This is a genomic window from Allobosea sp., from assembly GCF_036675845.1.
Classification (GTDB): domain Bacteria; phylum Pseudomonadota; class Alphaproteobacteria; order Rhizobiales; family Beijerinckiaceae; genus Allobosea.
Map to the genome: position 1 here is coordinate 1 of NZ_JAKFED010000067.1, position 25,712 is coordinate 25,712.

A 25,712-nucleotide genomic window follows, 5' to 3' on the forward strand; every position below is an offset into this window, starting at 1 on the left:
TCATCTCGCGAAGAGCTTGCCCGGCGACCACCATGCGCCGGGCCTCAGCCCGCAAGCCACATCAAGGCGTGCGGCGGCAGGGTCAGCGTCGCTGCGGTGCCGATCTCATGGAGATCGCGGCCGGACTGGAAAGGCAGGTCGACCGCCACCTCCGTGTTTCCCACCCGAACGCCATAGCGGACGCTGGCACCGAGGAACTCGCGATGGGCGACGAGGCCGGGCAAGGCGATCTGGCCGGGAGCTGCGGCACCGGCCGGGACGAGGTTGGCGTGCTGCGGGCGGAAGACCAGCCGCGCGCCCTCCGGGACCGTCCGGTCGGCCGGCACCGGCAGGATGGTTCCGCCGTCGAGCTCGAAGCGGCGCTCGCCGCCCGAGGCGACAACCCGGCCGGAGAGGATGTTCGCCGTCCCCAGGAAATTGGCGACGAACAGGTTGGCGGGGCGCTCATAGAGCTCCATCGGCGTGCCGACCTGCTGGACCGTGCCGTCGTTCATCACCGCGATCCGGTCGCAGATCGTATTCGCCTCCTCCTGGTCGTGGGTGACGAAGATCGTCGTCAGCCCGAGGCGCTGCTGCAGGTCGCGCAGTTCGCGGCGGACCTGCACGCGCATCTTGGCATCGAGATTGGAGAGCGGCTCGTCGAGCAGCAGCACCTTCGGCTCGATCGCGACGGTGCGGGCGACCGCGACGCGCTGCTGCTGGCCGCCGGAGAGCTGCGAGGGCCGGCGTTCGGCGAGATGGCCGAGGCCGACGAGGTCGAGCGCCGCCTCGACGCGCCGTTCGACCTCGGCACGCTTCACGCCGCGCTCCTCGAGGCCGAAGGCGACATTGCGGCGAACCGTCATATGCGGCCAAAGCGCATAGGACTGGAAGACCATGCCGACATCGCGCTTCCAGGGCGGAAGGTCGGTGATCTCCTTTCCGCCGATCGTGACATGGCCGGTATCGGCCTGGTTGAAGCCGGCGATCAGGCGCAGCAGCGTGGTCTTGCCGCAGCCGGAGGGGCCGAGAAAGGCGAAGAACTCGCCGGGCTCGATCGACAGGTTGACGTCCTTCAGGACGTGATGCTCGCCATAGGACAGGTTGACGCCCTCGATGCCGACGGAAACGGCGGGGGTGGCGAGCGGGGAGGGAGCGGCGGGCGCCGCCGACTGCACTGGCGTGTTCATAGGCCCCTGGCCTTCTGGCTGCGTTCGATGATGAGATGCGAGAGGAAGGTGCAGAGCGCGACCAGCACGACCGCGACGACACCGAGCGCGGCCCCCGGGCCGCGCCCGGCCGAGGATTGCATGAAGACATAGAGCCCATAGGCGAGCGGTGCATCGGAGTTCGACTGCACCAGCATCAGCGTCGCCGAAAGCTCGACCGCCGCCGTGGCGAACGAGGTGACGAAGCCGGCAAGGATGCCGCCGGTCATCAGCGGCACGACGATGCGGCGCACCGTGCGCGCCTTGGTGGCGCCGAGATTCTCCGCCGCCTCCTCGAGCGAGACCGAAATCTGCTGGAGCGAGGCATAGCAGGCGCGCAGCGCATAGGGCAGGCGCCGGATCGCCAGCGCGAGCACGATCGTGATCCAGAGCGTCGCCAGCGGCGTCCCGTCCGGCAAGGTGATGCCGTAGAAGGTGCGCAGATAGCCGATGCCGAGCACGACGCCGGGGATGGCGAGCGCCGCGGACGCCATCCAGTCGAGCCATTCGCGGCCGATGAGCTTGGTGCGCAGGACGAGATAGGCGATGGCGACGCCGAGCACCACGTCGATGCCGCCGGCCAGCGTCGCATAGATCAGCGTGTTCTTGATGTAGAGCGAGCTCTCGCCGAAGACGCGGGCGTAATGGGCGACGGTGAAGGCGTCGGGCAGCGGCGAGAACGACCAGATCGTCGCGAAGGAAAGCAGCAGCAAAGCGAGATGCGGCGCCAGCACCAGCGCCAGGATCAGGATGACGACGCCATAGCCGAGCACCGCCTCATGCGGCCGCATCGCCCGCTTGGCGAGGCCGCCACCGCCGCGCTGGGTCGTGGCGTAGTCGCGGCCCTTCAGCGCCACCGCCGAAAGCCACATGGCGATGACCGAGGCGACGATCAGCACCACCGAGATGACATAGCCCATCGGGTCGGCGATGCCGATCGAGGTGACGCGCAAATAGGCCTGCGGCGCCAGCATGTCCTTGACGTTGAGCAGCAGGGGCGTCGCGAGATCGTCGAAGACCTTGACGAAGACCAGCGAGGCGCCGGCGAGATAGCCCGGCATGGCGAGCGGGAAGACGATTCGGCGGAACAGGCGGAAGCCTGAGGAGCCGAGATTCTGCGCCGCTTCCTCCATGGCGCGGTCGATATTGCGCAGCGCCGCCGAGAGGTTGATCAGGATGAAGGGGAAATAATGGAGCGACTGGACGAAGATGACGCCGTTCAGCCCCTCCATGAAGTCGATCTTGATGCCGAACCAGTCGTCGAGCAGCAGGTTGACCGAGCCGTTGCGGCCGAAGAAGAGCTGCATCGCCACCGCCCCGACGAAGGGCGGCATGATCAGCGGCAGGAAGCCGAGCGTCTGCACGATCGCCGCGCCGCGGAAGGCGAAGCGCGTGGTCAGATAGGCCAGCGGCAGCGCCAGGGCCGAGGCCCAGGCCACCGACATCGCCGAGACGTAGAACGAGTTCCACAGCGAGCGCATGAACAGCTCGGTGCGGAAGAAGTCGTAGAAATTGACCAGCGTGAAGGTACTGGTGCCCTTCTCGGTGAAGGCGACATAGACCACCGTCGCGACCGGCAGCACCAGGAAGACGAGCAGGAAGGCGGCGATGGCGAGAGCCAGCGCGACCTGGCCGGGCGTGGCGGAAAAGCTGCGTCGGCGCGGCGGTGCCTTGGCGGGGATGGCGGTCATGCTCGTCCTGGTCATTGAAAGCAAGAAAGCGCCGTCATCCCGGATAAGCGGCGAAGCCGCGCCGATCCGGGATCCATCGCAGGGCTCGGCGCTCCACGATGGATCCCGGATTCCGCTGCGCTGCGTCCGGGGTGACGGCGGAGGGTGTGCAGCCTATTTCGCGGCCTTCAGCGCCTCTTCCGCCTTGGCCTTGGCCTTGGCGTAGTTGTCGCGGGCGAAGCTCGCCCACTGGCTTTCGACCTCGGCCTGGCGCGCCCCCTTCTCCTTGCCGCCGGTGAAGGCGCCGCGCAGCTCGGGACTCGCGGCCTGGGCCTCGGTCACCGGCAGGGCGGCGATGAGGTTGCGGGCTTCGTCGGCGAGGGCCTTGGCCTGGGCGTTCGGCTTCTTGGCGAGGGCGGCGTCGACCTCGTGCAGGGTCTTGGTCACGCCCTTCAGCGCGTCGAGCTGGAAGGAGATCAACTGGTCGAACAGCGTGTCGACGACCGCGGTGCGCTGCTCCGACTTGTCGACGTCGAAGCCGATCATCTTCTGGAAGCGCGGATCGGTGAAGGGGTTGGGATAGTCGGCCCCGGCCTTGGCGTAGACCGCCGGATTGACCGGCAGGCGGCGGATGCCGGGCTCGAGCAGCACTTCCTGGCCGGCAGGCGAGAGCAGGAACTCGATGAAGGCCTCGGCGGCGGCCTTGTTCGGCGGGTTGGCGACGATGGCGACATTGGCCGGGACCACCGTGGTCACGGTCGGGTAGACGAACTTGATCGGGAAGCCCGAGGCCTGCGCCGAGAAGGCGAAGAAGTCGATGACGATGCCGACGCCGACCTGACCGGAATTGACCGCTTCCGGCACGCCGAAGGAGCGCTCGGTGATCGAGCGGAAATTGCCGGCCATCTCCTTGAGGGTGCGCCAGCCCTTCTCCCAGCCCTCGCCCTGCAGGATGGTCTCGACCGTCAGATGCGTGGTGCCCGAACGCGCCGGCGAGGCGATCGAGACATGGTCGAAGAAGGCGGGCTTGGCGAGATCCTGCCAGTCCTTGGGCTCGGGCAGCTTGTTGGCCTTGGCGTAGCGCTCATTCCACATGATGCCGTAGCCGGAAGCTGCGAAGCCGGAATAGAAGCCGTCCGGATCGTTGATCGGATAGGAGCCGATCTTCTCGGGAATGCCGGTCGCCTTGGGCTTGTAGGCGGAGAGCAGCTTCTTGCCCTTCAGCACCTCGAAGGCGTCGGGCGCCGAGGCCCAGAACAGGTCGACCTGGTTGTTGGCCCTGGTCTCCTCGACGAATTTCACGCCGGCATTGGTGTTGCGGTTCTGGACTTCGAGCGTGACGCCCGGGACGGCCTTCTCGAAGGCCTTCTTGATCGGGTCGGTGACATCCTTCGAGAACGAGGTCACCACCGTGACCTTGCCGGAGGGCGCCTGCGCCAGGGCGGCCGGCGCGGCGAGCGCGAGGCCCAGCGCGGTTGCGGTCGCGAGCGCGATCCTGCGTGTGATCATGTCATCCTCCCCAAGAATGCAACGCCGCCCGACGTCGAGGCCGGACGGACAAACCTGGCCGCAAGATCAGGTTGCGGCTGCCGCAAAACTGTCACAAAAGCCGCCTGCATGTCATCTTGCGTTTTGCCGCGACGGAAGCGGCGATCCTGCGGGCTCCGGCATGCGATCGCGAAGGGGTTCCCGGTGCTCGGCTGGTTTCAGAAACTGCTTCCCAAGGAAGACAAGTTCTTCGGTCTCTTCGAGCGCCACTCGGTGACGCTGGTGGCCGGCGCCAAGGCGCTGGACCAGTTGCTCTCCGGTACCGTGCCGATCGAGGCCGGCTGTGCCGAGATCTTCGCTCAGGAGAACCTGGCCGACGAGATCGCCGGCGAGGTCATGCTCGAGACCGGCCGGACCTTCATCACCCCCTTCGACCGCGGCGACATCGAGGAACTGATCGGCTCGATGGACGATGCCATCGACCAGATGCAGAAGACCGCCAAGGCGATCAGGCTGTTCGAGGTCGAGAGCTTCGCACCCCGGATGACGGAGCTCGGCGCGGTCATCGTGCAGGCCTCGGAGCGCGTCGCGGTGCTGCTGCCGATGCTGCGCGACATCAAGAAGCACGCCATCGCGATCGGTGCGCTCGCCAAGGAGATCGGCGCCATCGAGGAGCGCTCCGACGAACTCTACGACCAGGGCCTGAAGGAGCTGTTCAAGGCGCACCGGAATGCGGATGCGATGGGCTTCATCGTCGGCGCCGAGATCTACGACCATCTCGAAAAGGTGGTCGACCGCTTCGAGGACGTCGCCAAGCGGGTCAGCCGCATCGTCCTCGAGCATCTTTAAGAACGCGCGCCCGTGGACCTCTCGAGCGTCGCCACCACCCTGATCTTCCTGATCGCCGTCGCGCTGCTGTTCGATTTCCTGAACGGCCTGCACGATGCCGCCAACTCGATCGCCACCATCGTCTCGACGCGGGTGCTGGCGCCGCGCTGGGCCGTGGCCTGGGCCGCCTTCTTCAACTTCATCGCCTTCCTGTTCTTCGGCCTGCATGTCGCCCAGACGGTCGGCTCCGGCATCGTGCAGGCGGCGATCGTCGACGACCGGGTGATCTTCGGGGCGCTGACCGGCGCCATCGCCTGGAACGTGCTGACCTGGATCGCCGGGATTCCGTCGAGCTCCTCGCATGCGCTGATCGGCGGGCTGGTCGGCGCCGGGCTGAGCAAGGCCGGCTTCTCGTCGATCGTCTGGTGGGGGCTGGGCAAGACCTTCGTCGCGATCTTCATGTCGCCGGCGATCGGCTTCGGGCTGGCGCTGCTGCTGGTCCTGATCGTGTCCTGGGGCTTCCTGAAGGTCGCGCCGATCAAGGCCGACAGCACTTTCCGCGCCCTGCAATTCGTCTCCGCCTCGCTCTACTCGCTCGGGCATGGCGCCAATGACGCGCAGAAGACCATGGGCATCATCGCCGTGCTGCTGTTCTCGCACGGGCTGATGGGCGACACCTTCTCGGTGCCGTTCTGGGTGGTGATCTCGTGCCAGGCGGCGATGGCGCTGGGCACGCTCTGCGGTGGCTGGCGGATCGTCCACACCATGGGCTCGAAGATCACGCGGCTGTCGCCGCAGCAGGGCTTCTGCGCCGAGACCGGCGGCGCCATCACCCTGTTCATGGCGACCTATCTCGGCATCCCGGTCTCGACCACGCACACCATCACCGGCGCCATCGTCGGCGTCGGCGCGGCGCGGCGCATGGCGGCGGTGCGCTGGGGCGTGGCGCGCGGCATCGTCTTCGCCTGGATCGTCACGATGCCTGCCGCCGGGGCGATCTCGGCGCTCGCCTATCTCGCCTCGGACCTGTTCCTGACCGGGCGATAGATCGCCGCGCGACCTTTCGGACGCGGAGTGGCGATCTATCTCTTACTCGCCGGCAGCATGATCGCGCGTGTAGCTGCCCAAGCCAGACCAGCTGCGCCCCCGCCGGCCGCCAGACCGATCATCCATTTACAGTCAAACCCGTCCTCTCGGCGGGGAACGTCCCGTGCGCGAGTGAATTGCATCATATTACCTAACGTAGCATCATCGCCTGGACCGCAGGAGCGCTGAAATGACGAAGTGGCTTGTCCTGGCTGCCGGCGTTTTTCTGTTTTTCAACGGCATGATGGCGCGAACATACGGCTACGCGAACTCCAGCGTGTACTGCTTCAATATGGACTACATCAAATTTGTGGGATGTTTTCGCAACTCTGCTAGCCCGCAATTTGTGGTATGGGCCACGACGCTGGTTGGCGCTGCGCTGATCTTGTGGTCGTTTTTCCGCGGCCGAAGGAGCACGTGAGGCCGGCACTTGGCCTCAGGGCAGGTTCTCGCGCAGCACGATCTCGGTGCTCGGCCGGCTCGTGCCCTCCATCGCCGGGCGGCCGGCGCGCAGATTGGCGAAGATCGAGACGCAATTCATCAGCGTCGCCTGCGGGTGCTGGGTGATCACCGCATCCATGGTGCCGTCGACCAGCAAGGCGCGGGTGTCGGGCGTCAGCCCGTGGCCGACGAAGACGACCTCGTGCTGGCGCCCGGCCTCCCTCAGGGCCCGGCCGATGCCCTCGGCGCCACCGCCGATGTTGTAGATGCCGGCGAGATCGGGGTGCTGCGTCAGCAGGGTCCTGGTCTGGCGATAGTTCTGGCCCTCGTCGTCATGACCCTCGCGCAGGCCGACGACCTCGATCGCCGGATAGAGCTCCTGGAACAAATGCAGGAAGCCCATCTCGCGCTCCTCATGGGCGCGGTAGCTCAGGCTGCCGGCGATCATCGCGACCTTGGCCGGGCGCTGGCCGATGAAGCGGGCGACGAGATAGCCGGCGGTCCGCCCGGCCGAGCGGTTGTCGAGGCCGACATAGGCGACGCGGCGGCTATTGGCGATGTCGGAGATCAGCGTCACCGTCGGCACGCCGCGCTCGGCCAGGCCGTCGACCGCCTCGCGCACGGCCGGGTGCTCGAGCGCCATGAAGGCGATGCCGTCGACGTCGCGACCGGCCTGGCGGAGCTGCTGGGCAAGCAGCGCCGGCTTGAAGCTCTCGATATAGTCGACCCGGGCCCGCATGTTGAAGGAGGCGAGCTGGTCCTGCGCGGTGGCGATCTGGCGGCCGAGCAGGGCAAGGAAGCGGTTGGTGCCGGCCGGCAGCAGGAAGGCCAGCCGCAAGGGCCTGAGCGCGCTCGCCGGCAGCGCGCCCTCCATGACATAGCCGAGCTCGCCGGCGGCCTTGAGCACCCGCTGCACCGTCGCGGCGCGGACGCCGGGGCGCTGGTTCAACACCCGGTCGACGGTCGCGGTCGAGACGCCGGCCAGCCGCGCGACATCCTCGACGCGCGCCATCTGGCGGCGGCGCGGCATTGCGTTCGCGGCGGCTTCGGAGCCGTCGGTCGGCTTCCGGATCGGCGCATCCATCACATCAAAAGCCATCATAAAATGATCTTGATGAACATCAGACGCGATTTCTATGCTGAGGGCAAGACGCTCAAGAGAAATCAAATCGCATCAAGCGAACCCGGGAGGAGACCATGACCATTCTGACGCGCCGCACCATCCTGCGCACCTTCGCCGCCGCGCCCGCCGCCTCGCTGATCGGCATGCCGATGATCGCGCGCGCTGCCGAGATCGAGCTGAAATACGGCAACAACCTGCCGCTCAGCCACCCGCTCAACATCCGCGCCCAACAGGCAGCCGACCGCGTCGCCAAGGAGACGAACGGGCGCGTCGAGATCAAGATCTTCCCGAACAACCAGCTCGGCGGCGATACCGACATGCTGAGCCAGGTGCGCAATGGCGGCATCACCTTCTTCACACCCTCGGCGCTGGTGATCGCGACGCTGGTGCCGGTCGCGGCGATCAACGCCGTCGGCTTCGCCTTCTCCGACTATGATCAGGTCTGGAAGGCGATGGACGGGCCGCTTGGCGCCCATGTCCGCGCGGCGATCGAGAAGCTGAACCTCCACGCCTTCGAGAAGATGTGGGACAACGGCTTCCGCCAGATGACCACCAGCGGCAAGCCGATCGAGCAGGCGGCCGACATGGCCTCGCTGAAGATTCGCGTGCCGGTCTCGCCGCTCTCGATCTCGATGTTCAAGGCGCTCGGCGCGGCGCCGGCCAGCCTGCAGTTCTCGGAAGTCTATTCGGCGCTGCAGACCAAGGTGGTCGATGCGCAGGAGAACCCGCTGCCGATCATCCAGGTGGCGAAGCTCTACGAGGTGCAGAAGAGCTGCGCGATCTCGAACCATATCTGGGACGGCTTCTGGTTCATCGCCAACGGACGCGCCTGGCGCGGCCTGCCGCCGGACATCCAGAAGATCGTGGCGGGTGCGATCAACGATGCCGGCGTCGCCCAGCGCGGCGACATCAAGAGCCTCAACGAGACCGTGCAGGCCGACCTGCAGTCGAAGGGACTTGCCTTCAACAAGACCGATCCCGACAGCTTCCGCGCCAAGCTCCGCGACGGCGGCTTCTACAAGGAATGGCAGGAGCGCTTCGGCGCCGAGGCCTGGGGCCTGCTCGAGGGTGCGGTCGGCAAGCTCGCCTGAGCGATTTGTCGCGCTCGGAGGCGCGAGGTCATCCCGGCCGAAGCGAGGCGTAGAGCCGGGATCCATGCCGGAACGGTTCAGGCATGAATCCCGGGTCTTCCCTGCGGTCGCCCGGGTAGACCTGCAAGAGAAGAGATGAAGGGATCCAATATGGACGGGCACGCGCTCACCATGCCGGCGCCGGCCGTGCCCGCGACCGGCCTCGGTCGCCTCGCCGACAGGCTCGACCGGGCCGTCGGCTCGGGCGTCGAGGCGATCGCGGCACTGCTCGTCGTGATCGAGATCTTCATCCTCGCGGCGGGCGTCACCGCCCGCTACGCCTTTCACGCGCCGCTGGTCTGGTCGGACGAGCTGGCCTCGATCCTGTTCCTCTGGCTCTCCATGCTCGGCGCCGTCGTCGCGCTCCGGCGCGGCGAGCACATGCGGATGACCGGCCTCGTCAGCCGCGTCGGGCCGCAGACGCAGGCGCTGCTCGAGGCGCTGGCGATCACCGCCGCGGTCGCCTTCCTGCTGCTGATTTTGCCGCATGCGCTGGAATATGCCGAGGAGGAGCGCTTCATCGTCACCCCGGCGCTGGAGATCACCAATAGCTGGCGCGCCGCCGCGATTCCGACCGGCATCGGGCTGATGCTGTTCGCCGCCGGCTGCCGGCTGCTGCGCTTCGGCTCGCTCAAGCCGGTGCTGCTGGCGCTCGGATTGACGGCGGCTCTGATCGTGCTGTTCTGGCTCTTCGGCCCGGCGCTGAAGCCGCTCGGCAAGCTCAACCTGGTGATCTTCTTCGTCGGCGTTGTCGCCGCGAACGTCTTCGCCGGCGTGCCGATCGCCTTCTCCTTCGCGCTCGCCACCTTCGGCTATCTCTCGCTCACCACCTCGACGCCGATGATCGTCATGGTCGGCCGGCTCGACGAGGGCATGAGCCATCTCATCCTGCTGGCCGTGCCGCTCTTCATCTTCCTCGGCGCGCTGATCGAGATGACCGGCATGGCGCGGGCGATGATCCAGTTCCTCGCCTCGCTGCTCGGCCATGTCCGCGGCGGCCTGTCCTATGTGCTGATCGGCGCGATGTACCTGGTCTCGGGCATCTCGGGCTCGAAGATCGCCGACATGGCCGCGATCGCGCCCGTGCTCTTTCCCGAGATGAAGAAGCGCGGTGCCAAGCCCGGCGACCTCGTCGCCTTGCTCTCGGCAACCGGCGCGCAGACCGAGACGATCCCGCCCTCGATCGTGCTGATCACCATCGGCTCGGTCACCGGCGTCTCGATCGCGGCGCTCTTCACCGGCGGCATGCTGCCGGCCGTCGTGCTCGGCGTCGCGCTCTGCTTCGTCGTCTGGCGGCGCTATCGCCACGAGGATCTCAGCCATGTTGCGAAGAGCTCGAAGCGCGAGATCGGCAAGCTCTGCCTGATCGCGCTGCCGGCGATCGCGCTGCCCTTCGTCATTCGCGCGGCGGTCGTCGAGGGTGTCGCCACCGCGACCGAGGTCTCGACCATCGGCATCGCCTATGCGGTGCTGGCCGGGCTCCTGATCTACCGCCAGTTCGACTGGCGCCGGCTCAAGGGCATGCTGGTCGACACCGCCTCGCTGACCGGCGCGATCATCTTCATCATCGGCTGCGCCACGGCCATGGCCTGGGGCCTGACCCAGTCCGGCTTCTCGCAGGACCTGGCGCAGGTGATGGCGGCGGTGCCCGGCGGCGGCTGGGGCTTCCTCGCCATCTCGATCGTCGCCTTCATCATCCTCGGCAGCGTGCTCGAGGGCATCCCGGCGATCGTGCTGTTCGGCCCGCTGCTGTTCCCGATCGCCAAGCAGATCGGCGTGCACGAGGTCCACTACGCCATGGTGGTGATCTTCGCGATGGGCATCGGCCTTTTCGCCCCGCCCTTCGGCGTCGGCTATTACGGCGCCTGCGCGATCAGCAAGGTCAATCCCGACGAGGGGCTGAAATACATCTGGGGCTACATGCTGGCCCTGCTGATCGGCCTCGTCATCGTCGCCACCGTGCCGTGGATCTCCATCGGCTTCCTTTGATTTCGACCTCCACGACAGCAAGAGAGCATTACCATGAGCCGCTTCTTCGGCCAGATCCGCCAGGCCGGCTATGTCGTCCCCGATATCGAGGCGGCGATGGATTACTGGAGCCGCGTGCTCGGCGTCGGCCCGTTCTTCTACAATCCCAAGGTGCCGATCCGGAACTACCGCTACAAGGGCGAGGCCTACGAGCCGCATAATTCGGTGGCGCTCGCCAATTCCGGGCCGCTCCAGATCGAGCTGATCCAGTGCCGCAACGCGGTTCCGTCCATGTACAAGGACTTCACCGATGCCGGCCATAGCGGGCTCCAGCACGTCGCCTACTGGACCGACAGCTACGATGCCGATCTCGAACGCCTGACGGCGCAGGGCTTCAAGGCGGTGATGAGCGGCGAGGTCGGCGAGCGCGGCCGCTTCGTCTATTTCGACACGCATTACCATCCCGGCACGGTGATCGAGCTTTCCGAGGTCGCCGGCCCCAAGGGCGAGATGTTCCGGCTGATCCGCGAAGCCTCGGAGAACTGGGACGGCAAGGACCCGGTGCGGCCCTTCCCGGATCTGAGCAAGCTGTGAGATTTCGTCTCCCTTGCGGGGCGCAAATCCGTCATTGCGAGCAAAGCGAGGCAATCCAGGAGACTCCCTCCCTCTCGTCCTGGATTGCTTCGTCGCTTACGCTTCTCGCAATGACGGCCGGTATCGGAATCAATTGACATGTCGAATGACCGCTTCGAAGCCAGTTACCTGATCGAGACCCCGCTCGATCCGCGCAAGGTCGCGGAGGTGATGGCGGGCGAGCAGTCCTGCGGCACCTTCACCCGCGTCGCCGGCGAGACCAACGAGTTGCGCGAGCGGGCGCGGGCCGTCGTCACCAAGGTCGCGGTTCTCGAAACGGTCGACGAGCCGAGCCTTCCCAATGCCTGGCTGGCACGCAAGGGCGTCGCCGGGCCATGGCGGCGGGCGCGCGTCGCGATCTCCTTTCCGGTCGACAATGTCGGCGCCAATCTCGCGACGCTGGCCTCGATCGTCGCCGGCAATCTCTACGATCTCGGCGAGGTCACCGGCCTGCGGCTCGACACGATCACGCTGCCCTGGTCGTTCCGGCAGCGCTTTCCCATGCCCGCGCAAGGCATCGCCGGGACGCGCCGGCTGGCCGGCGCTGCCCAGGGGCCGCTGGTCGGCTCGATCATCAAGCCCAATGTCGGCCTGAGTGCGCTCGAGACGGCGGCCCTGGTCGCGAGCCTCTGCGAAGCCGGGCTCGACTTCATCAAGGACGACGAGATCTGCGCCGATCCGGTACATGCGCCGCTGGCGCAGCGCGTGCCCGCCGTCATGGACGTGGTGCGGCGTCATCAGGACCGAACCGGCAAGGCGGTGATGATCGCCTTCAACATCACCGACGAGACCGATGCGATGCGTCGCCATGCCGATCTCGTGGCGCGCGAGGGCGGCTCTTGCGTGATGGCGAGCCTGAACTGGTGCGGATTTTCGGCGATCGAGACCCTTCGCCGCTCGACCGATCTCGCCTTGCACGGGCACCGCAACGGCTATGGCGCGATCTCGCGCCATCCGCTGCTCGGCATCTCCTTCCACGCCTACCAGACGCTCTGGCGGCTCGCCGGCGTCGATCACATGCATGTCCATGGCCTGCAGGGGAAGTTCGCGCAGGAGGACGAGGAGGTGGTCGCCTCGGCCAGGGACTGCATCACGCCATTGACCGACGGCGCCGACGACCGCGTCATGCCGGCCTTCTCCTCCGGGCAGTGGGCCGGAACGGCGCAGCCGACCTTCGACGCGATCGGCCATTCCGACCTGCTGTTCATGGCCGGCGGCGGCATCCTCGCCCATCCGAGAGGGCCGGCGGCCGGCGTCGCCAGCATCCGCCAGGCCTGGGATGCGGTTGCCGGCGGCCTGTCGGTGGCGGAGGTAGCGAAGACGCATCCGGAACTGCGGCAGGCGCTCGACTTCTTCGGCCAGGCGACGGGCTGAGCCGCGTCATGCCGAACGCGCTGCCTCGCTATGGCTGGTATGGCGACGATTTTACCGGCGCGACCGATACGCTCTCGGTACTGGCCGATAACGGGCAGCGGGCGCTGCTGTTCCTGCGCATCCCGACGCCGGCGCAACTGACCAAGGCCGGCAGCCTCGATGCACTCGGCATCGCCGGTGCGACGCGCGCGATGCCTCCGGAGGCGATGTCAGCTGAGCTCGACCTGGCCGGACGCTTCTTCGCCGGCCTCGGCATCGACATCCTGCACTATAAATGCTGCTCGACCTTCGACAGTGCGCCGCATCTCGGCAGCATCGGCGCGGCGGTCCGGGCACTTCGCCGGCATTTCCCCAATCCACTGGTGCCGATCCTCGGCGGCCAACCGAATCTCGGGCGCTATTGCCTGTTCGGCACCCTTTTCGCGGCGGCCGGAACCGGCGGCACCGTCCATCGTATCGACCGCCACCCGACGATGAGCGTCCATCCGGCGACGCCGATGGGCGAGGCGGATCTGCGCCGGCATCTGGCCGCGCAAGGACTCGGCGATGTCGGGCTCGTCGATTATCGCCGCTATGGCGGTCCAGGCGCCTCCGAGTTGGGCGAAAGCCTTGCCGGGACGGCGGGGCCGCTGCTGTTCGACGTGGCGCGCATCGGCGATCTGGCTGTCATCGGCAGGCTGATCGCCGAGCGGGCCGTTGGTGCGCCGATGCTGGTCGTCGGCCCGAGCTCAGTCGCGCAGGCGCTGGCGGGTACGCCGCTGCTGGCCGGCGGCGCCGGCGATGCCATGGTCGCGGCGGCACTGGCGAGACCGTCCGGACCGGTGCTGGCGCTGGTCGGCAGCCTGTCGCCGGTGACGCGCGCCCAGGTCGAGGCCGCGTCGGGCTATGCCCGGATCGCCGTCGATCCGTTGCGCCTGCTCGGCGAGGCCGGTCATGCCGCCGTGCTGCGGCAGGAAGCCTGCCGCCTGCTCGGCGAAGGCGATGTCATGCTGGTCACCGACCGCCCGGCAGGAGCGCCGGGCGACACCGCGAAAGTGGCGGCGGCGACCGGAGAATTGCTGCGCGCCATCGTCGCCGAAGCCGCGATCGCGCGGCTGGTGGTAGCGGGCGGCGACACCTCGACGCTCGCTGTCCGCGCGCTCGACATCTGGGGGCTGTCGCATCGTGCGCCGCTGGTGCCCGGCGCGCCGCTCTGCCGCGCCCATAGCGACCAGCCGCGCCTGGACGGGATCGACGTCGTGCTGAAGGGCGGCCAGATGGGGCCGCCCGACTTCTTCGCGCTGGTGGCGGGACGTTGAAACGCCGCCAAGCGGCTGTTTAGAACGCGACCTTGTCAGCGCCCTTGAGCTGGAGCTGCTCGCGGGCGTCGTCCGGGGTCGCGATCTCCAGGCCGAGGCCTTCGACGATCTGGCGGGCGGCGCGGACCTGGTCGGCGTTCGATTTCGCGAGCTGGCCCGGGCCGAGCCAGAGCGAATCTTCCAGGCCGACACGCAGATTGCCGCCCATCGCGACCGCCATCGCCGCGATCGGCAATTGATGGCGACCGGCGCCGAGCACCGACCAGTGATAGTCGTCGCCGAAGAGTCGGTCGGCGGTGCGCTTCATATGGGCGACGTCCTCCGGATGCGGGCCGATGCCGCCGAGGAGGCCGAAGACCGACTGGACGAAGAAGGGCGGCTTGACCAATCCGCGATCGACGAAATGCGCCAGCGTATAGAGATGGCCGATATCGTAGCACTCGATCTCGAAGCGGGTGCCGTTCTCGGCGCAGGTCGTCAGGATGTTCTCGATGTCCTTGAAAGTGTTCTTGAACACGCGGTCGTTCGAGCCCTCGAGATAAGGCCGCTCCCAATCGTGCTTGAACTCCTTGAAGCGGTTCAGCATCGGGTAGAGCCCGAAATTCATCGAGCCCATGTTGAGCGAGGCGACCTCGGGCTTGAAATGGGCGCAAGGCTTGAGGCGCTCCTCGACCAGCATGGTCGGGGCGCCGCCGGTGGTGATGTTGATGACGCAGTTCGAGCGCTGCTTGATCACCTTCAGGAAGGGCTCGAACGCCTCGGGCGACTGGTCTGGCTGGCCGGTCTTCGGGTTGCGGGCATGGACATGGACGAGGGCCGCGCCGGCCTCGGCGGCGCCGACGGCGGCGTCGATGATCTCCTCCGGCGTCACCGGGAGATAGGGCGACATCGAGGGGGTGTGGATCGCGCCGGTGACGGCGCAGGTGATGATGACTTTGCGGTTCTTCGCCATGGAATACGTCCTTCGAGGCTGATCGATCTTTAACTCACGCCGGCTTGCGCACTGAGGCGCGCTTATGCGCCTGCAGGGCGGCGAGGCGCGTGTCGCGCCACTCGCTCAGCCGTTTGACGCGCTCGGCCTCCTGCCTGCCTGGCCATTCGCTCATCACGGTCGCGACGGTCTTCGCGCCGAACGGCTCGCCGCCGGCGCTGTCGGCGATCATCCGGTCGAGCGAGGCGCCATAGCGGGCGCAGTAGTCGGGAATGCCGCCGGGCGCATTGAGCTCGATGGTCTCGAACGGTCCCATGAAGGACCAGCGCAGGCCGAGCCCGTCGCGGATGGTCTTGTCGACGTCTTCGGCGCTGGCGACGCCCTCGCCGACGAGGCGGAAAGCCTCGGCCAGCAGCACCGCCTGCAGGCGGTTGAGGACAAAGCCGGGCTTCTCCTTGCGCAGGGTGATCGGCACCTGGCCGGCCTGCTCATAGAGGCGCTTGGCCTCAGTGACGATCTGCGGGTCGGTCCAGGGCGCCGGGGCAAGCTCGACGATCGGCACCAGATGCGGCGGGTTGACCGGATGGGCGACGAGGCAGCGGGCCCGGCCGGCGAGGCCTTCGGTGAAGTCCGAAGCCATGATGTAGGAGGTCGAGGAGGCAAGGATGGCGGAGGCAGGAGCCAGCCGATCCATCTCGGCGAACAGCGCGCGCTTGGCGTCGACCGTCTCGGGGCCATTTTCCTGGGCGAGGGCGATGTCCTTCAGCGCGTCGGCGAGGTCGGCGGCGACGCGGATGCGGGCGAGCGCACCCTTGGGGTCGTCGACGAGGCCATGGCCGGCGAGCTCCTCGAGATTGTTGCCGATATGCGCGCGCGCCGCCTCGGCCACCTCGGGCTTCAGGTCGTAGAGCGCGATCTCGAAGCCGTGGCTGGCGAAGACGGTGGCCCAGGCGCGGCCGATGAGCCCTGAGCCGACGATGGCGATCTTGGTCATAAGGGAGTGTCTCGATTGGTGTAGTCGGGCGCGGGGAACCCCTCTCCTGGAAGGAGAGGGGCAGGGGTGAGGTGTGCGGGAGAGAAGTCGTTGGCCTGAACATGGCCGCGCGGTGAGCGCTCGCGGAACTGGCCTGGCGTCTTACACCTCACCCTGCCCTCTCCTTCCAGGAGAGGGTTCCCCGCGCCTCTGCGGTCTATCGGATTGCACATCACAGCCACAGCACCTGCCGCCTGAGCGCCAGGTCCTGGCTCAGCGCCCGCGAGGGGCCGGTATGGGTGACCTCACCGCGCTCGAGCACGACGGTGCGGTCCGACAGCGCCAGCGCCAGATCGAGATGATGGTCGACGATCACGATGGCGATCTCCCGGCGCAGCCTGTCGAAGGCCTCGAACAATTCCTCGACCACGGCCGGCGCCAGCCCCTCGAACGGCTCGTCGAGCAGCAGCACCCTGGTGTCGCCGGAAAGGGCCCGGGCCACTGCCACCATCTGCTGTTCGCCGCCCGAGAGGTAGTCCGCCGGGGAATGCCAGCGCTGCTTGATGCGCGGGAAGAAGGCGAAGATCTTGTCGTCCTCCCAGCGCACGCCGTTGCCGGTCAGGCGGCGCAGGCGGCCGAGCTCCATATTGTCCTTGACGCTCATGCCGGCGAAGAGGCCGCGGCCCTGCGGCACATAGGCGATGCCGGCGCGCGCGATCTTCGCCGGCGGCAGGCGGGCGATCTCCTCGCCGGCCAGCGTGATCGAGCCATGGGCGGGCGGGGCGATGCCGGTGATCGTCTTGAGCAGGGTCGACTTGCCGGCGCCGTTGCGGCCGAGCAGGGCAACGATCTCGTTCTGGTGCACGTCGAGCGAGACCTGCCGCAGGATATGGCTCTTGCCATAGAAGGTGTCGACCTCGGAAAGGCCGAGCAGCGCCTTGTCTCCGGCGGCGCTGGTCCGCGGCTTCTCGGCCAGCGCATGGGCGCCCGAGCCGATATAGATCTCCTGCACTTTGGCTGAGGAGCGCGCATCCTCGACCGTGCCGTCGACCAGCACGGAGCCCTCGTTCATCACCGTGACATGGTCGGCGATGGCGAAGACACGGTCGATATCGTGCTCGACCAGCAGCACCGGCAGGTCGTGCGAAATCGACTTGATGAGGTTGCCGACGCGCTCGCGCTCGGCGGCGGCGAGGCCGGCGAGCGGCTCGTCGAGCAGGAGCACGCGCGGGCTGGTCGCCAGTGCGAGGCTCATGTCGAGCAGGCGCTGGCCGCCATAGCTCAGCGATCCGGCTTCCGCCTGTTCGATGCCGGAGAGCCCCATGGTCGCGATGACCTGGCGCGTCTCGTCATTGACCTGCTCCAGCGCGCCAGCCGCCCGCCAGAAGGCGAAGCGCTCAGCTGAGCGCGCCTGCACGGCGAGGCGGACATTCTCGGCGACGGAGAGCGTCGGGAAGAGGTTGGTGATCTGGAAGGCGCGGCCGATGCCGGCTCTCGTGATCGCCTCGGGCGAGAGGCCGGCAATGTCGTGCTCGCGCAGGCGAACCTCGCCGCGGTCGGGCGGGAACAGGCCGGAGATCAGGTTGAAGGCGGTGGTCTTGCCGGCGCCGTTGGGGCCGATCAGCGCATGCAGGCGCCGGTCGCGCATGGTGATGTCGACGCCCTCGACCGCCTTGATGCCACCGAAGCTCTTGGCGAGTCCGGTCGCGGCGAGGATCGTGCCGTCGCCGGCGTCGGCCGGCTTCATGAAGGCCGGCAGCTCGACCGCGCCGGCCTTGCGGGCCGACATCGCGGCCTCCTCGGCAATCTCCTTGCGGAACGGCTTCAGCAGGCGCTGGCCGACGCCGATCAGCCCGTCCGGCGAGAAGACGATGAAGGCGACGAAGAGCAGCCCGAACCAGAACAGCCAGTTCTCGGTGACGCTGGAGAGATAGTCGCGGAAGACGACGAAAAAGAGTGCGCCGAGCGCCGGGCCGAGGAAGGAGCGCATGCCGCCGATCACCACCATCGCCAGCAATTCGCCGGAGAAGGCGACCGAGATCGGCTCGGCCGAGGTCATGCGGTTGTTGAAGAGGAGCAGCGTGCCGGCGAGCCCGGTCAGCACCGCCGAGAGGGTGAAGGCGACAAGCTTGTAGCGGTCGGTCGCGTAGCCGAGGAAGCGGGCGCGCTGCTCGTTCTCGCGGATCGCGACCAGCACGGTGCCGACCGGCGAGCGATGGAAGCGCCAGAGGCCGACGACGACCCCGAAGCCGATCGTCGCGACCAGCATGTAGAAGGGCAGGGCGACCTCGAAGTCGATGCCGGCGAAAAGCGGGCGCTTGATGCCGCCGAGTCCGTCCTCGCCGCCGGTCACCGTGGTCCAGCGAAAGGCGACCGAATAGGCCATGGCCGCCAGCGCCAGGGTCAGCAGCGAGAAATAGACGCCCTTGCGGCGCAGGATCAGTGCGCCGAAGGCGATGGCGACGACCGCGACGAAGACCAGCGCCAGCAGGATCGGCAGCGCGAACTGGCCCGGCAGCCAGTTGCGCTGGATCAGCCCGGCCGCATAGGCCGCGAGCCCGAACCAGGCGCCGTGGCCGAAGGAGACCAGGCCGGTGGTGCCGACCAGGACGTTCAGCCCCATGCAGGCAATGGCGAAGACGACGATCTCCGTCGCGGAGGTGGTGCCGAGCCCGATGAAATGCATCAGGAAGGGCAGGGCCGCGAGGCCGAGCGCGGCGATGGCGAGCGGGGCGTAGTCACGCTGGGTTGTAGTCATCGCGGCCTCACTCGAAGCGCTGGATGCGCTCGCCGAACAGGCCGCGCGGGCGGAAGAGCAGGACCAGCAGCATCATCAGGTAGATCACCGCCGTCGACCATTGCGTGAAGCCGAGGCCGATGGTGATGCCCTTGACGAGGCCGACCATCAGGGCGGCGACGACCACACCCCAGAACGAGCCGAGGCCACCGATGACGACGACGACGAAGGCGGGGGTGATGATCTCCTGGCCCATGGCCGGATGGATCGAGTAGATCGGCGCCAGCAGCACGCCAGCGAGGCCGGCGAGGCCGAGGCCGATGCCGGCGATGGTCATCATATAGGGCTGCAGCGAGATGCCGAGCGCGCCGACCATGTCGGGGTTCTGCACGCCGGCGCGCACGACGCGGCCGAAGGCGGTGCGCTGCAGCAGGAACCAGAGGCCGAGCACGCAGCCGACCGCGATCAGCAGCAGCAGGGCCCGGTAGCGCGAATAGATGAAGTCGCCGAGGAAGATCTGGCCGCGCAAGGCTGGCGGGATCGAGAAGGAGAGTGGCGGCGCCCCGAAGATCATGCGCAGCGACTGTTCGGCGACCATGGCGAGGCCGAAGGTCAGCAACAGCGAGAGGGTCGGATCGGAGCGATAGAAGCGCTGGAACAGGCCGCGCTCGATGACGATGCCGATCAGCGCGACGAGTATCGGCGAGGCGATGATCGCGCCGCCGAAGCCGAGATGGGGCGCGAGCACGATCGTGAGATAGGCGCCGATCGCATAGAAGGCGCCATGCGCCAGGTTGACGATGCCGCCGAGCGAGAAGATCAGCGACAGCCCGAGCGCGATCAGGAGGTAATAGACCCCGTCGAGCAGCCCGTTCAGCACCTGCTGGATGAAAAGGGAGAGCAAGGGGTGGCCTTTGCTTGGTGCGACACGGTAGCTTGACGGGCAGCGCCGTCATTCTTGGGCGGAGGGCTCGTCATGCTCGGGCTTGACCCGAGCATCTCAGGTCGAAGGAGGCGCCAGCCGGCGCCTTCTCGTCATGAGATTCTCGGCTCTGCGCTTCGCTTCGCCCGAGAATGACGCAAGCGGTTCAGCTCATCTTGCAGACGGCTTCGTCGCCGGAGGTGGCGATCACCTCCATGTCCTCGTTCGGGCCGGGTACCGGAGCCGAAGAGGTGAAGAGGTCCCACTGGTTCTTGACCTGCGCCGCCGGCAAGGCGGTGATCGTGTACATCTCGCTGATGAACTGATGGTCCGAGGCGCGGAAATAGCCGGGTCGCGGCTTCATCACGTCGAACTTCGCGCCCTTCTCCCAGTGTTCCAGGATCTTGGCGGTGTCCGTGCTTTTCAGCTCGCTCATCGACTGGGCCATGATCTTGACGGCGACATAGTCGCCCCAGGCCTGGTTCTCCGGCGGCTTGCCGTATTTCTTGGTGAAGGCCGCGACGAACTTCTTGGTCTCGGGGGTGTCGATCAGATGGTGCCAGACGCAGGGCCAGACGCCGCCGAAATTGTCCTTGCCGGCGGCCCAGGCGAGCGCCGTGTCGAAGCCGAAGCCGGCGACCGGGAAGGTCAGGCCGAACTCGGCATATTGCTTGAGGAAGTTGGTGATCTGGTTGCCGGCGAGATTGGAGATCACCAGGTCCGGCTTGGCGGCGCGGATCTCGAGCAGCAGGGCCGAGAAATCGGTGGCGTCGGTCGGCACCAGCTTGTCGGCGGCGAACTGGCCTCCATTGGCCTCCATGAAGCGCTTGGCGACCTTGAGCAGGTCATGGCCGAAAGCGTAGTCCGCCGTCAGCGAGAACCATTTCTTGCCCTTGACCAGCCCCTGGCTCATCAGCGAGCGGCCGCAGCTCTTCACATACATCGAGTTCTGGTGCTCGACATGGAACATGTAACGGTTGCAGTTCTCGCCGCGCAGCGCGTCGGAATTGCCGCCGGTGTTGACGAAGAGCTTCTTGTTGCGGGCGGCGACCTGCGCGATCGTCAGGCAGGAGGCGGAGGAGATCTCGCCGAGGATGCAGGCGACCTGGTCGCGCTCGAACATGCGCTCGGCCTTGGTCGAGGCGGTCTGCGGATTGACCGAATCCTCCTTCAGCGCCTCGAGCTTGCGGCCGTTGACGCCGCCGGCGGCGTTGATCTCCTCGACCGCGAGGTCGACGGCCATGACGCCGTATTCGCCGAGCGGCCCGAGAAAGCCGGTGCGTGGCGTGAGATGCCCGAAGCGGATCGCATCCGGCGTCTGTGCCAGGATCAGCGAGGGGCTGGCGATCAGCCCGGTCGTGGCTGCGCCGAGGCCGGCGAGCGCCTGCCGGCGTGAAAGACGAGTGATCTTGCTGTGGTCCGACATCCATTCCTCCCCGAGCGCCTTTTTCGCGCCTTGCATCGTGTTTTCCGGCGTTCCCGGTTCGGGCCGCCGTCTTGTCGAAGCTGGTCTACATACGGCTTGTCGTGATCTGTGATCACAGTTAGGTTGGCAGACATGGTTCCCCGAGTCCAGCCCCCGCGCTTGCCGCTCCATCCGGTCGAGTCCTCACAGGCTTCGCCGGCGGCCGGACTGTCGGCGCTGGACCAGGTCGGCGCGCTGCTGCACGAGACGCTCGGCGAACGCGTCACGCGAGAGCTCAGGGGCCTGCTCGCCTCCGGAAGGCTGGCGCCCGGCGAGAAGCTGTCGCTGCGCCGCGTCGCCGAGGCGCTGGGCGTCTCGATGATGCCGGTGCGCGAGGCGGTGAGCCGGCTCGCGGCCGACAGGGCGCTGGAGGTGTTGCCCGGCCGGGCAGTGCGGGTTCCGGTGCTGACGCGCTCGCAGTTCCGCGAACTGACGCGGGTTCGGCTGGTGGTCGAGGGCTTTGCCGCCGAGGAGGCCGCCAAAAACGCGACCGCGGCCCAGATTGCGGAGGTCGCCCGTCATGACGCGGCCTTTCGTGCCGCCGCCAAAGCCGAGCCGCCGGATACCGTGGCTGCGGTCGTCGCCAATCGCGACCTGCATTTCGCGCTCTATGAAGCCGCGGCCATGCCGACACTGGTCGAGATGATCGAGCGGCTCTGGCTGAAGGCCGGGCCGATCCTCAATCTCGACATGCGCCATGAGCCGCGCCGGCTCGATGGCGGCAGCGCGGTGGTCGCCCATGCGGCGCTGCTCGAGGCGCTGCGCCGGCACGATCCGCAGGCGGCGCGCACGGCGCTGGAAGACGATATCCGGGCGGCGGCCGAGCATATCGAGCGAACGGCGCTACCGGAATGAGAATGCGAGACGTGGCCTGTCCGTCATTGCGAGGAGCGCGAATGACGAAGCAATCCAGGGCTGCAGAGCGAGCCCCCTGGGTTGCTTCGCTTTGCTCGCGATGACGGATAGCGCCGGACGGCGACAAGGGAGGAAGCGATGGACCTGACGATCAAGGATCTGCGCGTGCTGGTCACGGCCGGCGCCAACGGCATCGGCCGCGCGATCGCGCGCGCCTTCGTCGCCGAGGGGGCGAGGGTGCATATCTGCGACGTCGACGAGAAGGCGCTGGCGGCGCTGGCGGAGAGCGATCCCGCGATCACCCGCTCGGTCTGCGACGTCTCCGACCGCAAGGCGGTGACAGGGCTGTTCGAGGAGACGCTGGCTGCGCTCGGCGGGCTCGACTGCCTGGTCAACAATGCCGGCATCGCCGGGCCGACCGGCCGCGTCGACGAGATCGACCCGGCCGATTGGGACGCTTGCGTCGCCATCGACCTGACCGGTCAGTTCAACTGCACGCGGCTGGCGGTGCAGCAACTCAAGCAGTCGAAGAACGCCAGCATCGTGAACCTGTCGAGCCAGGCCGGGAAACATGGTTTTCCGCTGCGCTCGCCCTATGCGGCGGCGAAATGGGGCGTGATAGGCTTCACCAAGGCGCTCTCGGCCGAGCTCGGCGAGTTCGGCATCCGGGCGAACGCGATCTGCCCCGGCCTTGTCGACGGGCCGCGCATCCAGAGCGTGATCGCCAACAAGGCGCGCTCGATGAACGTCTCGCATGAGGAGATGACGGCGCGGCTCTTCGCCGGCGTCTCGATCAAGCAGTTCGTCGACCCGAACGACATCGCCAGGCAGGTCGTCTTCCTCGCCTCGCCCTTCGCCAAGACGATCTCCGGGCAGGAGATCTCGGTTTGCGGCGATACGCGGATGCTGAGCTGAGCCGGGCGCCGTCATTCTCGGGCGAAGCGGAGCGCAGACCCGAGAATCTCGTGCAAGATAAGCGCTTCTTCTTCCTGAGATGCTCGGGTCAAGCTCGAGCATGACGGAGGCGGCCTGCGATCCGCCCGAACCCTGTACCTTCGGCCCCGGATCGCCTAGAGGATGCCGCCTGAGCAGGAGAGGCGGTTTGTCGAAGGGCGTGCACCATGAGTTCGGGGCCGGCGCCGGCCATGACGATGGCGAGGGATCGAGCGATCGTTCCTTCGGGCTCGTCTTCGCGGTCGTCTTCGCCCTGATCGGCCTGTATAATCTCTGGCATTGGGGCCGGGCCTGGCCCTGGCTCGGGCTGATCGCCGCGGCCTTCCTCGGCATCGCGCTGATCCGGCCGGCGCTGCTCGCGCCGCTGAACAAGCTCTGGATGCGGTTCGGAATGCTGCTGGCGGCGATCATCAATCCGATCGTGCTCGGCATCCTTTTCTTCCTCGTCTTCACGCCGATGGCCCTGGTCGCCCGGCTCGTAGGCAAGGATTTTCTCAAGCTCAAGTCTCAGCCGGAGGCGAAGAGCTACTGGATCGTCCGCGATCCGCCGGGACCGGTGCCGGTCTCGATGAAAGATCAATTCTGACCCGGGACAAGCCGATGTCGTTTCTGCGCGAGTTCTTCCGCTTCCTGGCGGCGCGAAAGAAGTTCTGGCTGGTGCCGATCTTCCTGATGTGTGTGCTGCTCGGCGGGCTCTTGTTCCTGACCAAGGGCAGCGCGATCGCGCCGTTCATCTACACGCTGTTCTGAGCGGCCATCGCATGCGCGTTCTGGGGATTTCCGGGCTCTATCACGACAGCGCGGCCGCGCTCGTCGTGGACGGGGTGATCGAAGCGGCGGCGCAGGAGGAGCGCTTCACGCGCAGGAAGCACGACGCCGATTTCCCGAAGCACGCGGTCGAGTACTGCCTGTCGGTCGCCGGCTGCGGGCTTGAGGAACTCGACGCGGTCGTCTTCTACGACAAGCCCTTCATCAAGTTCGAGCGGCTGCTCGAGACCTATCTCTCCTTCGCGCCACGCGGCTTCTCCTCCTTCCGCATGGCGATGCCGCTCTGGCTGCGCGAAAAACTGTTCCAGAAGCAGATCATCGCCAAGGAATTGCGCAAGCTCGCGCCGGGCTTCGATGTCGAGAAGCTGCTCTTCACCGAGCACCATCTCTCGCACGCGGCTTCGGCCTTCTACCCTTCGCCCTTCGAGGAGGCGGCCATCCTGACCATGGATGGCGTCGGCGAATGGGCGACGATGACGCTCGCCATCGGCAAGGGCAGCGACCTCAAGGTCCACAAGGAGCTGCATTTCCCGCATTCGCTCGGGCTGCTCTACTCGGCGGTGACCTATTATATCGGCTTCAAGGTCAATTCCGGCGAGTACAAGGTGATGGGGCTGGCGCCCTATGGCGAGCCCCGCTTCGCCAAGCTGATGCTGGAGAAGCTGGTCGACCTGAAGGAGGATGGGACCTTCCATCTCGACCAGAGCTATTTCAACTACGGCGTCGGCCTGACGATGACCAACGACAAGTTCGCCGCGCTGTTCGGCGAACCGGTGCGCGGTCCCGAACAATTGCTGACCCAGTTCCACATGGACATGGCGGCCTCGATCCAGGCGGTGACCGAGGAGATCGTGCTCAGGCTCGCCCGCTCGGTCCGGGCCGAGACCGGCATGAAGAACCTCTGCCTCGCCGGCGGCGTCGCGCTCAACTGCGTCGCCAACGGCAAGCTCCTGCGCGAGGGCATCTTCGAGCGCCTCTGGATCCAGCCGGCGGCGGGCGATGCCGGCGGGGCGCTAGGGGCGGCGCTGGCCGGGTATCATCTGTTCGGCGGCAAGCCGCGGCAGGTGCCGGCCTCGGGGGATGCGATGCGCGGCAGCTATCTCGGCCCGGCCTTCTCGCAGGCCGAGATCGAGGCCGAGCTGACGGCGGCCGGCGCGAAGTTCGAGGTGCTGGACGACGCGGCGCTGACCGAGGCGACGGCGCAGGGACTGGCCGACGGCAAGGCGGTGGGCTGGATGCAGGGGCGGATGGAGTTCGGGCCGCGCGCGCTCGGCGGCCGCTCGATCCTCGGCGACCCGCGCTCGCCGGCGATGCAGAAGACGCTCAATCTCAAGGTGAAGTATCGCGAGAGCTTCCGGCCCTTCGCGCCCTCGGTGCTGCGCGAGGACGTCGCCGACTGGTTCGAGCTCGATAGCGACTCGCCCTATATGCTGCTGGTCGCCGATGTGCGCGAGGGCCTGCGACGCGAGATGACGGCGGCAGAGCAGGCGCTGTTCGGCGTCGACAAGCTGAACGTGCCGCGCTCGAGCATCCCGGCGGTGACCCATGTCGACTATTCGGCACGCATCCAGACGGTGCATGCCGAGACCAATCCGCGCTATCACGCGCTGATCTCGCGCTTCAAGGCACTGACCGGCTGTCCGGTGGTGGTCAACACCTCGTTCAATGTCCGCGGCGAGCCGATCGTCTGCAACGCGACCGACGCCTTCCGCTGCTTCATGGGCTCGGAGATCGAATTGCTGGTCGTCGGCAACTGCATCCTGCGCAAGGAAGCGCAGGATCCGGCGCTGAAGCTCGACTACAAGGACGCGTTCGAGCTGGATTGAGGGAAGCCGTCATTCTCGGGCGGAGCGAAGCGCAGACCCGAGAATCCCGTGACGA

22 protein-coding genes are annotated in these 25,712 nt (G+C 67.1%); 13 read left to right on the forward strand and 9 right to left on the reverse strand.

The features are described 5' to 3' along the window. Nucleotides 1-44: 44 nt before the first annotated feature. The 3 genes from V6M56_RS08170 to V6M56_RS08180 form a co-directional block, all read right to left on the reverse strand. Nucleotides 45-1,169: an ABC transporter ATP-binding protein gene (locus V6M56_RS08170; protein ID WP_332682741.1), complete on the reverse strand. Its 1,125-nt coding sequence runs from the start codon at nucleotides 1,167-1,169 to the stop codon at nucleotides 45-47. Then, nucleotides 1,166-2,878, reverse strand: coding sequence for an ABC transporter permease (locus V6M56_RS08175; RefSeq protein ID WP_332682743.1), 1,713 nt, complete (start codon nucleotides 2,876-2,878; stop codon nucleotides 1,166-1,168). The genes V6M56_RS08170 and V6M56_RS08175 overlap by 4 nt, the downstream gene beginning before the upstream one ends. Before the next feature lie 153 nt (nucleotides 2,879-3,031). Further along, nucleotides 3,032-4,366: an ABC transporter substrate-binding protein gene (locus V6M56_RS08180; RefSeq protein ID WP_332682745.1), complete on the reverse strand. Its 1,335-nt coding sequence runs from the start codon at nucleotides 4,364-4,366 to the stop codon at nucleotides 3,032-3,034. A 183-nt stretch (nucleotides 4,367-4,549) separates the two neighbouring features. Here V6M56_RS08180 and V6M56_RS08185 point away from each other — a divergent pair, with 183 nt between their 5' ends. The 3 genes from V6M56_RS08185 to V6M56_RS08195 all read left to right on the forward strand — a co-directional run bounded on the left by V6M56_RS08185 (nucleotide 4,550) and on the right by V6M56_RS08195 (nucleotide 6,680). Then, nucleotides 4,550-5,194 carry a DUF47 domain-containing protein gene (locus tag V6M56_RS08185; protein WP_332682746.1) on the forward strand — a complete coding sequence of 215 codons (645 nt, stop codon included), beginning with the start codon at nucleotides 4,550-4,552 and terminating at the stop codon, nucleotides 5,192-5,194. A 12-nt stretch (nucleotides 5,195-5,206) separates the two neighbouring features. After that, entirely contained in the window at nucleotides 5,207-6,220 is a 1,014-nt protein-coding gene (locus V6M56_RS08190) for an inorganic phosphate transporter (protein WP_332682748.1), read from the forward strand. A gap of 229 nt (nucleotides 6,221-6,449) precedes the next feature. Continuing rightward, nucleotides 6,450-6,680: a hypothetical protein gene (locus V6M56_RS08195; RefSeq protein WP_332682749.1), complete on the forward strand. Its 231-nt coding sequence runs from the start codon at nucleotides 6,450-6,452 to the stop codon at nucleotides 6,678-6,680. Nucleotides 6,681-6,695: 15 nt separating this feature from the next. Here V6M56_RS08195 and V6M56_RS08200 read toward each other — a convergent pair whose 3' ends face one another. Further along, nucleotides 6,696-7,730, reverse strand: coding sequence for a LacI family DNA-binding transcriptional regulator (locus V6M56_RS08200; RefSeq protein ID WP_442881110.1), 1,035 nt, complete (start codon nucleotides 7,728-7,730; stop codon nucleotides 6,696-6,698). Nucleotides 7,731-7,897: 167 nt separating this feature from the next. On the opposite strand from V6M56_RS08200, the gene V6M56_RS08205 reads away from it, so the two are divergent. The 5 genes from V6M56_RS08205 (at nucleotide 7,898) to V6M56_RS08225 (ending at nucleotide 14,226) form a co-directional block, all read left to right on the forward strand. Beyond that, nucleotides 7,898-8,914, forward strand: coding sequence for a TRAP transporter substrate-binding protein (locus V6M56_RS08205; protein ID WP_332682753.1), 1,017 nt, complete (start codon nucleotides 7,898-7,900; stop codon nucleotides 8,912-8,914). Between the two features lie 135 nt (nucleotides 8,915-9,049). Next, entirely contained in the window at nucleotides 9,050-10,942 is a 1,893-nt protein-coding gene (locus tag V6M56_RS08210; RefSeq protein ID WP_442881109.1) for a TRAP transporter large permease, read from the forward strand. Between the two features lie 33 nt (nucleotides 10,943-10,975). Beyond that, a complete protein-coding gene (locus tag V6M56_RS08215; protein WP_332682754.1) occupies nucleotides 10,976-11,515 on the forward strand; it encodes a VOC family protein in 540 nt (179 codons plus the stop codon). A 138-nt stretch (nucleotides 11,516-11,653) separates the two neighbouring features. Then, complete coding sequence (locus V6M56_RS08220; RefSeq protein WP_332682756.1) at nucleotides 11,654-12,928, forward strand: ribulose-bisphosphate carboxylase large subunit family protein; 1,275 nt, start codon at nucleotides 11,654-11,656, stop codon at nucleotides 12,926-12,928. A gap of 8 nt (nucleotides 12,929-12,936) precedes the next feature. Next, entirely contained in the window at nucleotides 12,937-14,226 is a 1,290-nt protein-coding gene (locus V6M56_RS08225) for a four-carbon acid sugar kinase family protein (RefSeq protein WP_332682758.1), read from the forward strand. Between the two features lie 19 nt (nucleotides 14,227-14,245). Here the strand turns inward: V6M56_RS08225 and kce are convergent, their stop codons facing one another. The 5 genes from kce to V6M56_RS08250 form a co-directional block, all read right to left on the reverse strand. Beyond that, complete coding sequence (gene kce / locus V6M56_RS08230; RefSeq protein ID WP_332682760.1) at nucleotides 14,246-15,178, reverse strand: 3,5-dioxohexanoate:acetyl-CoA acetone transferase; 933 nt, start codon at nucleotides 15,176-15,178, stop codon at nucleotides 14,246-14,248. Nucleotides 15,179-15,212: 34 nt separating this feature from the next. After that, complete coding sequence (locus V6M56_RS08235; protein ID WP_332682761.1) at nucleotides 15,213-16,151, reverse strand: 3-hydroxyacyl-CoA dehydrogenase; 939 nt, start codon at nucleotides 16,149-16,151, stop codon at nucleotides 15,213-15,215. Nucleotides 16,152-16,362: 211 nt separating this feature from the next. After that, nucleotides 16,363-18,888, reverse strand: a complete 2,526-nt coding sequence (locus tag V6M56_RS08240; RefSeq protein ID WP_332682763.1) for a branched-chain amino acid ABC transporter ATP-binding protein/permease — start codon at nucleotides 18,886-18,888, stop codon at nucleotides 16,363-16,365. Nucleotides 18,889-18,895: 7 nt separating this feature from the next. Next, nucleotides 18,896-19,771, reverse strand: coding sequence for a branched-chain amino acid ABC transporter permease (locus V6M56_RS08245; protein ID WP_332682764.1), 876 nt, complete (start codon nucleotides 19,769-19,771; stop codon nucleotides 18,896-18,898). Nucleotides 19,772-19,955: 184 nt separating this feature from the next. Then, nucleotides 19,956-21,215, reverse strand: a complete 1,260-nt coding sequence (locus V6M56_RS08250; protein ID WP_442881111.1) for an ABC transporter substrate-binding protein — start codon at nucleotides 21,213-21,215, stop codon at nucleotides 19,956-19,958. Between the two features lie 132 nt (nucleotides 21,216-21,347). Here V6M56_RS08250 and V6M56_RS08255 point away from each other — a divergent pair, with 132 nt between their 5' ends. The 5 genes from V6M56_RS08255 (at nucleotide 21,348) to V6M56_RS08275 (ending at nucleotide 25,657) form a co-directional block, all read left to right on the forward strand. Next, the gene (locus V6M56_RS08255; protein ID WP_332682767.1) at nucleotides 21,348-22,109 is read left to right on the forward strand and encodes a GntR family transcriptional regulator; all 762 of its coding nucleotides are present in this window, start codon (nucleotides 21,348-21,350) and stop codon (nucleotides 22,107-22,109) included. Nucleotides 22,110-22,247: 138 nt separating this feature from the next. Then, nucleotides 22,248-23,024, forward strand: coding sequence for an SDR family oxidoreductase (locus V6M56_RS08260; protein ID WP_332682769.1), 777 nt, complete (start codon nucleotides 22,248-22,250; stop codon nucleotides 23,022-23,024). Between the two features lie 187 nt (nucleotides 23,025-23,211). Continuing rightward, on the forward strand, nucleotides 23,212-23,649 hold the full coding sequence (locus tag V6M56_RS08265; protein WP_332682770.1) for an SxtJ family membrane protein: 438 nt from the start codon (nucleotides 23,212-23,214) through the stop codon (nucleotides 23,647-23,649). A gap of 14 nt (nucleotides 23,650-23,663) precedes the next feature. Beyond that, on the forward strand, nucleotides 23,664-23,813 hold the full coding sequence (locus V6M56_RS08270; RefSeq protein WP_332682772.1) for a DUF5989 family protein: 150 nt from the start codon (nucleotides 23,664-23,666) through the stop codon (nucleotides 23,811-23,813). Nucleotides 23,814-23,824: 11 nt separating this feature from the next. Beyond that, the gene (locus tag V6M56_RS08275) at nucleotides 23,825-25,657 is read left to right on the forward strand and encodes a carbamoyltransferase family protein (RefSeq protein WP_332682774.1); all 1,833 of its coding nucleotides are present in this window, start codon (nucleotides 23,825-23,827) and stop codon (nucleotides 25,655-25,657) included. The last annotated feature ends 55 nt before the right edge of the window (nucleotides 25,658-25,712 follow it).

Coding starts and splice junctions, on each gene's coding strand:
- V6M56_RS08170 (WP_332682741.1), bottom strand. CDS start 1,169: ATGAACACGCCAGTGCAGTCGGCGGCGCCCGCCGCTCCCTCCCCGCTC.
- V6M56_RS08175 (WP_332682743.1), bottom strand. CDS start 2,878: ATGACCGCCATCCCCGCCAAGGCACCGCCGCGCCGACGCAGCTTTTCC.
- V6M56_RS08180 (WP_332682745.1), bottom strand. CDS start 4,366: ATGATCACACGCAGGATCGCGCTCGCGACCGCAACCGCGCTGGGCCTC.
- V6M56_RS08195 (WP_332682749.1), top strand. CDS start 6,450: ATGACGAAGTGGCTTGTCCTGGCTGCCGGCGTTTTTCTGTTTTTCAAC.
- V6M56_RS08200 (WP_442881110.1), bottom strand. CDS start 7,730: ATGCCGCGCCGCCGCCAGATGGCGCGCGTCGAGGATGTCGCGCGGCTG.
- V6M56_RS08205 (WP_332682753.1), top strand. CDS start 7,898: ATGACCATTCTGACGCGCCGCACCATCCTGCGCACCTTCGCCGCCGCG.
- V6M56_RS08210 (WP_442881109.1), top strand. CDS start 9,050: ATGAAGGGATCCAATATGGACGGGCACGCGCTCACCATGCCGGCGCCG.
- V6M56_RS08215 (WP_332682754.1), top strand. CDS start 10,976: ATGAGCCGCTTCTTCGGCCAGATCCGCCAGGCCGGCTATGTCGTCCCC.
- V6M56_RS08220 (WP_332682756.1), top strand. CDS start 11,654: ATGTCGAATGACCGCTTCGAAGCCAGTTACCTGATCGAGACCCCGCTC.
- V6M56_RS08225 (WP_332682758.1), top strand. CDS start 12,937: ATGCCGAACGCGCTGCCTCGCTATGGCTGGTATGGCGACGATTTTACC.
- kce (WP_332682760.1), bottom strand. CDS start 15,178: ATGGCGAAGAACCGCAAAGTCATCATCACCTGCGCCGTCACCGGCGCG.
- V6M56_RS08235 (WP_332682761.1), bottom strand. CDS start 16,151: ATGACCAAGATCGCCATCGTCGGCTCAGGGCTCATCGGCCGCGCCTGG.
- V6M56_RS08240 (WP_332682763.1), bottom strand. CDS start 18,888: ATGACTACAACCCAGCGTGACTACGCCCCGCTCGCCATCGCCGCGCTC.
- V6M56_RS08250 (WP_442881111.1), bottom strand. CDS start 21,215: ATGTCGGACCACAGCAAGATCACTCGTCTTTCACGCCGGCAGGCGCTC.
- V6M56_RS08255 (WP_332682767.1), top strand. CDS start 21,348: ATGGTTCCCCGAGTCCAGCCCCCGCGCTTGCCGCTCCATCCGGTCGAG.
- V6M56_RS08260 (WP_332682769.1), top strand. CDS start 22,248: ATGGACCTGACGATCAAGGATCTGCGCGTGCTGGTCACGGCCGGCGCC.
- V6M56_RS08270 (WP_332682772.1), top strand. CDS start 23,664: ATGTCGTTTCTGCGCGAGTTCTTCCGCTTCCTGGCGGCGCGAAAGAAG.
- V6M56_RS08275 (WP_332682774.1), top strand. CDS start 23,825: ATGCGCGTTCTGGGGATTTCCGGGCTCTATCACGACAGCGCGGCCGCG.